A 12,112-nucleotide genomic window follows, 5' to 3' on the forward strand; every position below is an offset into this window, starting at 1 on the left:
GTCCCCGCCGCCCCCGTCCCCCGTCGTCCCTGTCCCCGTCCCCCAGGTCCTCTCCGTCAGGCGACCTGGGGGATGCCCCTCCAGGGCGTCAGATGGAGGGGGAGGGCGTTGAGGTACACCACCTCTCCCGTCCGAGCCGCCAGCTTGCGCATGCGCCTGAGATAGGCGTGCGCCTGGCGGCGTCGGCCGGCCAACCGCTCCGCGTCGGCCAGCAGGCTCAGCCCCAGCGTCAGCAGCCTGGTGCCGGCCCGCTCAGCGCGGTCCAGCGAGCGGCCCGCGTCCGCCAGCAGCCGCGGACTGGCCGTGCCCAGGTGCGCGTTGGCCCAGGCGAGTGAGGCGTCGATCAGCCACTGCACCCCCGGCAGCCGCGTGCGGCCGGCCGTCTCGGCCGCCACCAGCGCACTGCGCAAGGCACCGTGCGGATCGTTGTCGAGGACCTTCAGCACCGACTCGGTGGTGTGCAGGGTGACGAAGTCACGCATCGCCGAGTGGTGCGAGAGGGACACCAGATGGCGCAGGTCGTCCATCGCCTGCCAGGCCTCCGCGGGGGAGCCCGCCATCCAGTGACTCATCGCCCGCACCGCACGCGTCTCGGCCTGCACCCCCTGCCCGCAGCAGGGGCGGGACGGCAGGGCGTGGCTCGCCAGCGCCATGCTCGCCTCGGACGCGGCCAGCGCCTGGGCCAGCTGGCCGCGGGAGTGCAGCATGATGCTGCGGCCCTGATGGACCGTGGCCTCCAGCGACGGATCGTTCTCCCGCGCCGCCAGCGCCAACAGTGTCGGGATCATCGTCTCGGCCTTGCGGAACTCGGCCCGGTACACCAGGCCCAGGAAGCGCTTGGGCAGCAGCCGGGCGCGCTGCGGCCTTCCCAGCGCACAGCCCAGGGCCTCGATGCGCGCGTGGATCGCCTCGGTCGACACGGCGCCCGAGCCGTGCACGTACCAGGAGATGTCGGCGCGGCGGAGCTGCACGGCCAGCTCGGCCTCGGCGTACCCCGGCTCGCCGTCCCGGCCGCCGGTCAGCGTGGCTGCCTGGTCCAGCCAGGCCATCGCCACGTCGTCCAGGCCGCGTTGCCCGGCCTTCTCCGCCTCGTCCAGCAGGGGCTGGATCACCTCGTCGGGCGTCATCGTCAGCAGGGCCGCGCGGGCGTGCCGGGCGATCGACCGCTTGGCGTCGGCGGGGGTGACGGCCCGGGCCGCGAGGAACCCGACGGCGCACCGGTGCAGCCGGGCCCGCATCGAGTACGGCAGCTCTCGGCGGACGGTGTCCCGCAGCAGGGGGTGCACGAACTCCAGACGGCACTCGGTGCCCGGGACGTTGCGCAGCAGCCCGCCCCGGATCGCGTCCCGCAGGGCGTCCGAGGAGACGCCGTCCTCGGCGGCGAGGTCCTTCATCGCCCCCGGTGAGCTGTCCGGGCCGAGGACGGCGCACGCCCGGAGCACGGTCATGATCTCCGGGGGAAGCCCGCCGAGACGCTCGTGGACGACCCCCCGCAGCGAGTCCGGCAGCAGTTCGCGGACCTCGTTCGGGGAGGCGTCGGACGTCAGCTGTTCCAGGAGCCTGACCAGGAAGTACGGATTGCCCTGGGTGCGGTGCTGCAACGCGGTGCACTGCTCCGGACCCAGCTCGCGGCCCATCGTGGCCGCCAGCTCCCGGCTCTCCGCCGGAGTGAGACCGCCGAGGGTGATCTCGTCGGATGTGGGCAGTTCGCGCACGGCCGCCAGCGCCGCGCGCATCTGCGGATCGGCGGCCGGCCGGAACGTGCGGGAGGTGACGAGGAGCAGCAGCCGCGAGTCGTGGAGCTGCCGGGCGAGAAATCTCAGCAGGTGCAGGGAGGCGGTGTCGGCCCAGTGCAGGTCCTCCAGGATCAGCAGCAGCGGAGGGCGGGCGATCCCGAGCAGCGCGCGGCTCACCGCCTCGTGCAGCTCGAACCTGCTGGGTTCGGCGGCGGCGGCAGCGAACTCGCCCGACTCCGGGGCGAGTTCGGGAACCAGGGCGGTCAGGGTGGCGCGGATGTCGCCGGGCAGCGAGCGGACCGTCTCCGGCCAGCGCTCGGCCGTCTGACGCAGGGCCTGTTTCCACGGCCAGTGCGCGGGCAGGTCGTCGCTCTGCGGGCAGTTCACCGTGACGACGTCCATGTCGTACTCCGCGCACGCGCGCCGTAACTCGTGCAGCAGACTGGTCTTGCCGGAACCGCTCTCGCCCAGCAGCAGCGTCACGCCTCCCTTGCCGTGCCGGGCGGTCTCCACCCCGGCCAGCAGCCTTTGCAGTTCCTCCTGCCGTCCGACGAACGGGCGGACGGCCTCGTACTGCCGGTCGGCCGCGGGCTCCGGACGGACCTCCTCCTCGCGGACCGCGGGAACTGCGGGGACCGCGAGGGTGGTTGGGGCGGTGGGGACCAGGGGGACGGTCGGGCCTGTGGGGACTGTGGGGCCTGTGTGGGCGGTCGGGGCTGCGGGGGCGGCTGGCGGTGCGGGCTCGGGCGGTGGGGTCGTCTGCCGTGCAGGGGTGAGCGAGGGGTCCTGCCGCAGGATCTCCCCGTGGATCTGCCGGAGTTCCGGGCTGACGTCCACCCCCAGCTCGTCGGCCAGATACCGCCGGGTGCGCTCGAAGACCTGCAGCGCGTCCGCCTGGCGTCCGCTGCAGTACTGGGCCTGCATCAGCCGGCGCACCAGGCGCTCGCGCATGGGGTGCTGGAGCACCTCGCGCTCCAGGTCGTCGAGTATCTCGTGGCTGCGGCCCAGGGCGAACGCGGCCTGCGCCCGGCCTTCCGCCGCCGACAGCCGCAGCTGGACCAGCCGTTGGGTCTCGCGGCAGGCGAAGTCGTACTCGGACAGGTCCTCGAACGGCGGCGCCGTCCATTCCCGCAGGGCCTGCGACAACAGCGCGAAGGCCTCCGCGGGCCTGCCCTGCCGCTCGGCGGTGAGCCCCTGGCCGATGAGCCTCTCGAACCTCATGACGTCGATGTGGTCGGGGTCGATGTCGAGCACGTAGCCGGGGGAGCGGTACTGCAGCCGGAGCTGGGCGCCGTCGGCCAGCGGCTGACCGCCCACGAGCTTGCGCAGACGGGAGACGTACGACTGGAGTGTGGCGACGGCGTGGTCGGGGAGGTCGTCGCCCCAGATGTTCTCCAGGATGGACGGGATGGAGACGACTTTGCCGGCGTTGATCACCAGCAGTGCGAGGACCGCGCGGCGCCGGGGCGGTCCCAGTTCCAGGGTCTTCTGGGGAAGCCGCACGGTCATCTTGCCGAAGACGCGGACGGCGGGACCGAGGGCCTCAGCATGCTGCATGCGGCTTCCTTGCTCTTGTACGGGCACGATCTGGGTGCTTCCTGACATGGGTCTTCTCCTGCCGTCCGGGCGGGCGGACGCCGAGCGAGGGGGGTGGGGTCGGCTGAGGAGGACGAACGGAGCCTTACACGTGTAGGCCTGTTGCCTGCGGGCGGGAACGTGGCGGGGGGGAAACGTGGCGGGGGCGGGAACGTGGCGGGGGGAGGGGCGGGAACGAGGAGGCGGGGGGAACGGGTGGGTCACACAGCTGCTGGGGTCGGTTCGCGTTCCAGGAGGCGGGTGAGGGCGGCGGAAATGAAGGCGCGGTCGTTCTCGGTCGCACCGGCCCCGGCGAGATGGCCCCAGACGCCGGGGATGACCCGCAGCGTCGCGCGGGGGATGACACGCGCGGCCTCGGCCTCGTCCTGCGCGGCGAAGCACAGGTCGCGCAGGCCGGGCAGCAGGACCGTTTCGGCCCGGATCGAGGCGAGCGCCGCCCGGGTGTCGCCGTCGAACCCGGGGGTGGCTCCCACGTCGCTCGACTCCCAGGTGGAGACCTGGGCGAGCAGGTCCGACGCCTGTTTGGCGACGAACAGTTCCTCCCAGAATCCCGTCAGGTAGGCCTCCCGGTCCGCGAAACCCAGTTCGCGATAGAGGCGGTCGGTCCAGAAACCGTGCGAAGCCGCCCACCCGGCGAACAGCCGGGCCGCGGCCCGCCGCCCGGCGTCACCCGGGCCGCCGCCGCGCAGCGCGGCCCCGAGACCGGCCAGGAACACCCGGCCCGCCTCGCTGGTCGCCGCCGATCCGCAGACGGGGGCGATCCGGTCCACCAGGTCGGGATGCGACACCGCCCACTGGTAGGTGTGCATGGCGCCCATGGACCAGCCGGTCACCAACGCCAGCCGGGTGATGCCGAGTTCCTCGGTGATCAGCCGGTGCTGAGCGGCGACGTTGTCCCGGGCGGACACGGCGGGGAAGGCCGGGCCGGAGGGGTGGTTGCTGGGGGAGCTGGAGCAGCCGTTGCCGAACAGCCCCGGGACGACGACGCAGTAGCGGTCCGTGTCCAGGGGGCGGCCGCTGCCGATCAGCCAGTCGTAGCCGGTGTGATCGCCGGCGAAGAACGTCGGGCACAGCACGGCGTTGTCGCGCTCGCGGTCGAGAGACCCGTGAACGGCGTACACGATCGTCGCGTCGGTCAGTCTCCCTCCGCCGGTCAGTGGTAGATCGCCCAGTCGGTAGGTTGCGTGCTCCATCGGATCTCCCTATGCGTCGGGACGTTCCCGGTACAGGACAGAACAACAGGCATGGCGTTCGGCTCGGCCGAGCCGAGGACCGCGAGGCCCCGGGCGATACGGACGTACGACATCCGCATGTGCCCATGCTGACAGCGGCGCTTGCCATCGCCTTGCATCACGCTTGCGGACGGCCTTTGGACCCCCGCGGGGTTCAGTGAGCGCCGAGGAGACGCAGCAGGGCGGTCACCCCGGCGGCCACGACCACGACGGCGACGAACGGGGCGCGCCGCAGGGCGAGCACCAGCGCCACGGCCACTCCCGCCGGACGCGCCACCCCGGCGAAACCGTCGGAGTCGGTCAGCGCGTCCGTGACGCACAGCGCGGTGAGCAGCACGACCGCCATGACCGGAAACAGCCGCTGAGTGGACTCCGGCAGACTGAACCGGTCGTGCAGCACCGTGCCGGCGAGCCGCAGCAGATAGGTGCCGACGGCCAGCGCGGCGACCGCGGCGACCATCATCGTGACCATGTCTCCTCCGTCCGTTCGCGCGGGACCGGCCGGTCGGACGCTCGGCGGGCGGCCGGCGGCAGGACGAGGAGCAGCAGCCCCGCCAGGGACAGCAGGACGGGGATGCCCGCCGGCAGCAGCGGGGTCGTGACCAGGGCCAGGGCGGCGCCGGCGAGGGCCGCGGCACGCGTGTCGCGATCCCGCAGCGAGGGCACCACGAGCGCCAGCAGCCCGGCCGGAAACGCCGTGTCCAGACCGTAGACGGCGGGATCGCCGACGACACCCCCGAGGAGCACCCCGAACGCCGTGCCGCCGTCCCAGGCGAAGGTGAGGGCCACCCCGCACATCCAGAACGCCCGGCGGCGACGGGCGCCCTGCGGCTGCCCCATGGCGAACGCCACCGACTCGTCGCTGATCAACTGGCTGCCGATCAGCCGCGCCCACCGGCCCTCGCCCACCGTGTCGCGCAGCGCCAGGCCGAACGGCAGATGACGGGCGTTGAGCAGAAGCCCGGCGAACACGGCGGCGAAGGGGTTTCCGGCGGCCAGCATGCCGACCGCCAGGAACTGCGAGCCGCCGGCGTGGATGAACACCGACATGGCGATCGCCAGCCAGCCCGGGATGCCGGCGGCGACGGCGATGGCGCCGAACGACACTCCGATCGCGGCGGCGGCCAGGCTCATCGCGCCGACGCCCTGCCATATCTCCCGCTCCGGCGTCCGAGCCCCGCCCCGCCTCCGCGCACCGGCCCTCTTCCGCGTACCGGCCCTCTTCCGCGTACCGTCCCGCCAGTTCATGGCGCCCCGCGCAAGAAGCGCTCCAGGCGGTCCAGGCCCTCGTCCGTCGCGTCGGGGTCGCGTACGAACGTGGTCCGGATCCAGCCTCCGCCCTCCTGCGGGTCGGAGAAGAAGGGGGTGCCCGGAGCCACCAGGACCCCGGCCCGGTCGAGCAGGCGTTCCGCCAACTCCCGTGAGGACCGGTCGGTGACGCCCCTGATGCCGGCGAACACGAACCAGCCGCCCTCCGGCGCGAACACGTCGAGTCCGGCCTGGCCGAGACGCTTGACCATGTGGTCCCGTCGGTCCCGGAAGTCCTCGGCGCCGCTGCTGAACCCGGTGGCCGCCGCCGTGCCCTCCTGCAGCGGGGTGGACGCGCACACCGTGGTCCGCTCCACCACCCGGCGCAGGCCCGCGGTGAGTTCGGCGCCCGCCACGCAGTAGCCGAGCCGCCAGCCGGACATCTGCAGGGACTTCGAGAAGCTGCCGACGACGATCGAGTGATCGCGCGCCTGCGCCAGGTTCAACGGCGAGGTCATGCCCGCGGGGTCGAAGACGAAGTTGTCGTAGACCTCGTCGGTGATGCAGACGATGCCGTGCCGGACACAGATCTCCACGAGTGCGAGCATCTCGTCGGCGGTGAAGACCCGACCGGTCGGGTTGTGGGGGGTGTTGAGCAGGATCGCACGGGTCCGGGGTGTGATCGCGGCGCGTATCGCGTCCGGATCCAGCCGCCAGCCGGCGCCGCTCAGCCGCACCGGGCGCGGTACGGCCCCCAGCAGGCGCACCGTTCCCGGATAGGACTCGAAGTACGGTTCCGGAAGGATCACTTCGTCACCGGGGTCCACGGCGGCGAGCAGGGCCACCAGGGCGCCCTCCGTGGCCCCGCTGGTGATGGTGATCTCGTGGTCGGGGTCCACGTCCACTCCCCGGGTGCGCCGCAGGTGCCGGGCGACCGCTCGGCGCAGGGCCGGGGTGCCGGCCGCCGGGGCGTACTGGTTGCGGCCGGTGCGCATGGCGGTGGCGGCCGCGGTGAGGACGGTGTCGGGCGGATCGTGCACCGGGACACCGCTGGCGATGTCGACGGCCCCGATCTCCCGTGCGGTCGCCGCCAGTCCGGCCAGCGACATGGGGGCCAGCGCGGCGACCCGGTGCGAAAGGGGGGCTTTCCTGATGCTCATGGATGAACAGGCTCGTTCAAGGCGCTTGAGGTCGATGTGACGGTGCGGTTGTGCTTCGTCGGCAGCGGGTCCCTCCAGGCGTGCGCACGCCGCCGACATGCGGAGCGTCAACCAGGCTGACAAGCGGGCCCAGCGAGCATGGGCTGCGCCGCCCGCCGGGGCGTCGCCACCCACCCGTTCAACCGGAATGCGGGAGTCACGCTGTGAATCCGAGGGACAACGAAGAGCTCATCAAGAACACGCAGGTGGTGCAGCAGGTCGATCCACTGTTCGGCGCGCAGACCGAGTCGCCGCTGACCCGGGACACCCTGCTGCGGCTCGCCGCGGGCACCCTGGGAGCGATCAGGATCCCCGACATGCTCTCCGCGCAGGCCTGCGCCCGGCTCACCGGCCGACTGGACCAGACCGAGTTCAGCACCTACGACGAACGCCGGATCTGGCCCCCCATCGCGAAGTTCGGCCCCGCCGTCTACGACTACTACCTCGACGGCGAACTGCGCCCCGAGTACTGGACGGACGCGCGCAAGGCGGAACAGCAGTGGGCGCGGGCCGTCGGGGACGACGACCCCATGGAGGCGCTGATCGGCCAGCTGGCCGCGGCCTGGGGCGGGCCGGTGACCAGGGCCACCGTCGGCGGGCAGAAACTCTTCGCGGGCATGGTCCGAGAGCTCAAGGGCGATCCGCGGATGCACTTCGACGAGGTGGTGCGGGAGTTCCCCGGCGTCTTCGACCACACACCGATCGCCCAGCTCGGCTTCAACTGCTACATCAGCCTGCCCGAGGACGGCGGCGAGCTGAACGTCTTCCGACGCCGCTGGCGCCCCACCGACGACGCCGACCGGGTGGGCTTCGGTTGGTCGCAGACCATCGCGGTGCAGGAACCGAGCCTGACGCTCACCCCGGTGCTCGGCGAAGGCATCCTCTTCGACACCCGCAACTACCACTTCATCACTCCGAGCACCGTCGGACGTCGGCTGACCCTGGCCTTCTTCGTCGGCGTGACCGCGGAGAACCGCCTCATCGTCTGGGCCTGACCCGGCATCGGCACGCCGGGCCTTCGCGCCCTGCCCGCCGACGCGGGGGACGGCCCTCGCGCACGGCGGGCAGCGGCGAGCGCACCGGACGCCGAGCGCGCGGGAATCAGACGGTGCGCGAGTCGAGGCGCGGCGCGGCGGCCCGTCGGCCGCGGGCCCAGCCGAGCAGCAGCACCGACCACAGCGCCGCGAACGCGCACCAGGTCGACACGAACTCCAGTCGCCACAGCGCGAAGCAGACCGACGCGCCCACGGCGACCACCACCCCCAGCGTCAGCAGCCGAGAGTCGCCGGAGAGCAGCAGGGAACCGACGGTGGCCAGAAGGTAGCCCGCGACGAGAACGGGCGGGAAGGGCTGGGCGACGGCGTAGCCGACCGTGTGGCCGCGGATCTCGGCCGTCACCGGGCCGGTGGCGATCCCGTACCCGAGGCCCGCGGCCGTCGCGGCGCCGACCGCGAGCAGGAACGCCGGCCCGCGCCGGGCGGACGGCGGGGCCGCGCACCACACTCCCGCCGGGACCCACACCGCCAGCAGCGGCATCGCGATGACCGCCCAGGCGACGGTGGCCGGTCCGCTGCCTCCGCCCGCGTCCCAGACCGCCGACTCCACGATCTGGTGCGCCCCGAGCAGCAGGGGCAGTGCGGCGAGGGGAAGGTCCCGGCGCCCCCGCGCCTGCGCCACCGACGCCACCCCGATGGCCGCCACCCCGGCGCCCGCGACGAGATCGGCCGTCGCACTCCAACACATCGTGCCCCCCCCGGTCCGTCGAGCCTCGGTTGCCACGGTACGTCCCGCTCCGATGATCCTCCCGTTCCGGAGCGGCGTCAGGATGCCGTTGGTGGGTAGGGGCTGTCTGTGGGGCCGTCCCGGGCGGGAGGGCGCCGGAGTGAGCGTCGGACGGTGAAGGAGGCCGAGGGTGGTGGACGCCTCGCGGGGAGTCGACCGGTTCGGGCCGGTGCACGGCGGGGCCGTGCTGGAGGTGGGCCCGCTGTACGGCCGGCCCGGCATACGGGCCAGGGGCGAGATCAGCGAGGCCACTCGTTCGCCGTGGGAAGAGGCCCTGGCGGGCCTGGCACGGCAGCATGGCGACGTGTCCTATGTGGAGCTCTCCGAGGTCGGGTTCGTCGACGTGGCCGGAGTGACGGCGCTCGCCGTCACTGCGCTGGCCCTGCGCGGCGGCCGGGTGGTGGTCGAGCATCCGCCACCGCAGGTGCCGCGCGTGCTGGGCCTGTTCTGGCCGGGCCTGAGCCGGATCGAGGTGGCGTCGCGATGAACCCGGTGGCGACCCATGAGGCCTTCGAGCACCCCGCGCTGTTCTACCGCACCGAACAGGAGTACGTGGCACGGACGGTGTCGTTCGTGCAGGACGGCCTGGACATCGGCGAGCCCGTCGCGGTCGCGGTGCCCGGCCCCAACCTGGAGCTGATCAGAGCCGGACTCGGCGCGGACGCCGAGGGCGTCCTCCTGCTGGACATGACCGAGGCGGGCCGCAACCCGGGCCGGATCATCCCCGGGGTGCTCCGCGCGTTCGCCGACGCCCACCGCGACGGCCGGGTGCGGATCATCGGCGAGCCGATCTGGGTGGGCCGCAGCGCGGTGGAGTACCCGGCGTGTGCACAGCACGAGGCGCTGATCAACGCGGCCTTCGAGGGCCGGCCGGTGACCATCCTGTGCCCGTACGACGTCTCCCGCCTGGACCCGGAGGTCCTGGCCGACGCGAGGATCACCCACCCGACCGTCATGGCCGCCGGCGCCGAGCAGGCCAGCGACGCCTACGACTGGCGCTCCGTCGTCGCCCGCTACAACGAGGCGCTGGTGGCCGCGCCGGACGCCGCCGTGTACTCCTTCGGCCCCGACGACCTGTCCGCCGTCCGCGCCTTCGCCGTCGACCGGGCCGAACGGCTGGGCCTGGCCGGGCAGCGGCTGGAGGACGCCGAACTGGCGGTGGCGGAGCTGACGACCAACAGCGTGGTGCACGGCGGCGGACGGGGCACCCTCGCGGTCTGGGCCGAGGCGGGACAGGTCGTGTGCGAGGTCCGGGACGCGGGCCGGCTGGCCGATCCGCTGGCCGGCCGTAGGCCGCCGCTGCGCGGTCAGATCGGCGGCCGCGGTCTGATGCTGGTCCACTACGTGGCCGACCTGGTCCGCCTGCACACCGCCGAGGACGGCACGACCGTCCGCTTCTACCTGACCCCCTGAAACGGCGGCGACCGCCGGCCGCTGGCGGTCAGTCGGCGGCGCGCAGCGCTCCCCAGGTGGCCTGGTTCACGATGCCGTTGACCTTCAGCCCCTTGTCGCCCTGGAAGCTGCGGACGGCCGTCTCCGTGCCGGCGTCGAAGTCACCGCTCACCCCGGCCCCGCCCACCTCGTAACCGCGCTTGGTGAGCATGCACTGCACCTGCCGCACCCGCTTGCCGGTGTCTCCCGTGCGGGTACGGCCGTTGCCGGCGTAGTACGTGCAGTCGGTGATCCAGGGCGGGTCCGCGGGCTCGGTCGGCGCCGCGTCGGGGGACCCGGCCGGGGTGGGGGAGGCGGAGTTGGCGTCTCCTGTGCCCCCGGCGCCGCCGGCCGCGGCGGCCGGGGATTCCTGCCCGCCGCCGACGCCCGACGCGGAGGCTCGCGGCGGCGATGTGACGTCGCCGTGGGTCTCGTCGGCGCGTCCGGCGGCCGCTCCCGCGGCGGACGCCCGGTCCGGCGAGTCGGTCACGCCCGGAAGGGCGACGGCGCCGGGCCGGCCTGCGGCGTCGGTGCCGGTCGCCGACGCGACGGTCTCCGGTGCGGCGGCGCTCGCCGCACCGCCCTCGCGCATGAGCACGAAGGCGCCCGCGGCGACCGCGCACAGGGCGGTGCCCGCGGCGGCGGCCAGCACCCGCTTGCGGCGGACGCGGTGTCGGGCGGGCGTCGTCCCGGCGGCGGGAGACTCCTCCGCAGACTCGACCACGGGCGCCGGGCCCGGCCGCGGTGCGACCGGGACCGCCGCCGGAGCCGACGCCTGCTTCACCCGATGGTCCGAGGGCCGCAGCCGGGCCGCCCGTTCGACGGGCAGACCGCGCAGCGTCTCGTACGCCTGCTGCCGGGCCAGCACCTGGCCGTGCAGCGGCTCCGGCCAGCCGGGCGTCCCGGCCCGTGTCCCGGCCGCGTCGATCAGCTCCCGTGGGGTGGGACGCCGCTCGGGCTCCTTGGCCAGACAGGCGGTGAGCAGCGCCCCCAGCTCGGGGTCGGCCGCCGACACCACGCCGGTCACCTCCGGGTTCGGTTCCTCGAACGCCACCCGGTGCATCACGTCGACGCCGGTGCCGTCACCGAACGGGGCCCGTCCGGTGGCCGCGTAGAGCAGGGTGCAGGCCAGCGAGAACACGTCGGAGGCGGTGTCGCAGTGGCCCGTCCTCAGGTACTCCGGGGACATGTAGGCCGGTGTGCCGACCCGGTTGCCCGTGCCGGTGATCGCGCTGGCGTCCGCGGCCTTGGAGATCCCGAAGTCGATGACCCACACGCCCTGCAGCGACAGCAGCACGTTGGACGGCTTGAGGTCCCGGTGCACGATGCCGGCGGCGGCGAGGGCGGTGAGCGCCCGCCCGAGCTCGGCCACCAGCCGCCACACGGTGGCCGCCGGCAGGGCCGCGTCATCGCGTACGGCGTCGGCCAGATCGAGTCCGGGAACGTACTCCGTGGCCATCCACAGCAGTTGGTCGTCCCAGCCGGTGCCGCATAACCTCGGGGCGTGCGGCGGCCCCAGCCGGGCGTGCACCGACGCCTCGCGTTCGAAGCGGCGCTGGAAGCGGACGTCCTCGGCGTACTCCGGCCGGATCACCTTCACCGCGAACAGCCCGGGAGTGTCGTCGGCTGCCCGGGCCAGATAGACCCGGCCCATCCCGCCGCTGCCGAGCAGCGCCACCGGCACGAAGGGACCGACCCGGGCCGGGTCGCCGATCCGCAGGGGTGCGGCACCGGTCTGCCGGAGCGCGGCGGCCTCGCGCGCGGCGGGGTTCGGTGATGACGGCAGCTGGTCGGACACGGAACTCCCGAAGTGATGTTCGTCGTAAGTCAGTTCGCCTGGGCGGAATATCGAGGCTAGCCGAGCCGCAGCCCGTGCTCAGGGATTCAA

At 73.5% G+C, this 12,112-nt stretch carries 10 protein-coding genes; 3 read left to right on the plus strand and 7 right to left on the minus strand.

Annotation, left to right across the window (positions count from 1 at the left end; genetic code table 11):
* Window positions 1-56: 56 nt before the first annotated feature.
* From B5557_RS38365 to B5557_RS38385, 5 genes are all read right to left on the minus strand, one after another.
* The gene (locus B5557_RS38365) at window positions 57-3,293 is read right to left on the minus strand and encodes a BTAD domain-containing putative transcriptional regulator (RefSeq protein ID WP_159424471.1); all 3,237 of its coding nucleotides are present in this window, start codon (window positions 3,291-3,293) and stop codon (window positions 57-59) included.
* A gap of 239 nt (window positions 3,294-3,532) precedes the next feature.
* Window positions 3,533-4,525 (minus strand): alpha/beta fold hydrolase, encoded by a 993-nt coding sequence (locus B5557_RS38370; protein ID WP_079663799.1) that lies wholly within the window; start codon window positions 4,523-4,525, stop codon window positions 3,533-3,535.
* Between the two features lie 193 nt (window positions 4,526-4,718).
* Window positions 4,719-5,036, minus strand: a complete 318-nt coding sequence (locus B5557_RS38375; RefSeq protein WP_197697270.1) for an AzlD domain-containing protein — start codon at window positions 5,034-5,036, stop codon at window positions 4,719-4,721.
* Window positions 5,024-5,698 carry an AzlC family ABC transporter permease gene (locus tag B5557_RS38380; RefSeq protein WP_079663800.1) on the minus strand — a complete coding sequence of 225 codons (675 nt, stop codon included), beginning with the start codon at window positions 5,696-5,698 and terminating at the stop codon, window positions 5,024-5,026. Before B5557_RS38380 ends, B5557_RS38375 begins: the two co-directional genes overlap by 13 nt.
* Window positions 5,699-5,808: 110 nt before the next feature.
* Window positions 5,809-6,972, minus strand: a complete 1,164-nt coding sequence (locus B5557_RS38385) for a pyridoxal phosphate-dependent aminotransferase (protein WP_079663801.1) — start codon at window positions 6,970-6,972, stop codon at window positions 5,809-5,811.
* Between the two features lie 203 nt (window positions 6,973-7,175).
* Here B5557_RS38385 and B5557_RS38390 point away from each other — a divergent pair, with 203 nt between their 5' ends.
* On the plus strand, window positions 7,176-8,006 hold the full coding sequence (locus B5557_RS38390) for a 2OG-Fe(II)-dependent halogenase WelO5 family protein (protein ID WP_079663802.1): 831 nt from the start codon (window positions 7,176-7,178) through the stop codon (window positions 8,004-8,006).
* A 106-nt stretch (window positions 8,007-8,112) separates the two neighbouring features.
* Here the strand turns inward: B5557_RS38390 and B5557_RS38395 are convergent, their stop codons facing one another.
* Window positions 8,113-8,754 carry a DUF6629 family protein gene (locus tag B5557_RS38395; RefSeq protein ID WP_079663803.1) on the minus strand — a complete coding sequence of 214 codons (642 nt, stop codon included), beginning with the start codon at window positions 8,752-8,754 and terminating at the stop codon, window positions 8,113-8,115.
* A gap of 169 nt (window positions 8,755-8,923) precedes the next feature.
* On the opposite strand from B5557_RS38395, the gene B5557_RS38400 reads away from it, so the two are divergent.
* Together B5557_RS38400 and B5557_RS38405 are read left to right on the plus strand one after the other, a co-directional pair.
* Window positions 8,924-9,280 (plus strand): STAS domain-containing protein, encoded by a 357-nt coding sequence (locus tag B5557_RS38400; RefSeq protein ID WP_079663804.1) that lies wholly within the window; start codon window positions 8,924-8,926, stop codon window positions 9,278-9,280.
* Window positions 9,277-10,206 carry an anti-sigma factor RsbA family regulatory protein gene (locus B5557_RS38405; RefSeq protein WP_079663805.1) on the plus strand — a complete coding sequence of 310 codons (930 nt, stop codon included), beginning with the start codon at window positions 9,277-9,279 and terminating at the stop codon, window positions 10,204-10,206. Before B5557_RS38400 ends, B5557_RS38405 begins: the two co-directional genes overlap by 4 nt.
* Before the next feature lie 28 nt (window positions 10,207-10,234).
* On the opposite strand, the gene B5557_RS38410 is transcribed toward B5557_RS38405, so the two are convergent.
* Complete coding sequence (locus B5557_RS38410; protein WP_079663806.1) at window positions 10,235-12,022, minus strand: serine/threonine-protein kinase; 1,788 nt, start codon at window positions 12,020-12,022, stop codon at window positions 10,235-10,237.
* Window positions 12,023-12,112 lie beyond the last annotated feature (90 nt).

Source organism: Streptomyces sp. 3214.6 (genome assembly GCF_900129855.1).
Taxonomy (GTDB): domain Bacteria; phylum Actinomycetota; class Actinomycetes; order Streptomycetales; family Streptomycetaceae; genus Streptomyces; species Streptomyces soliscabiei.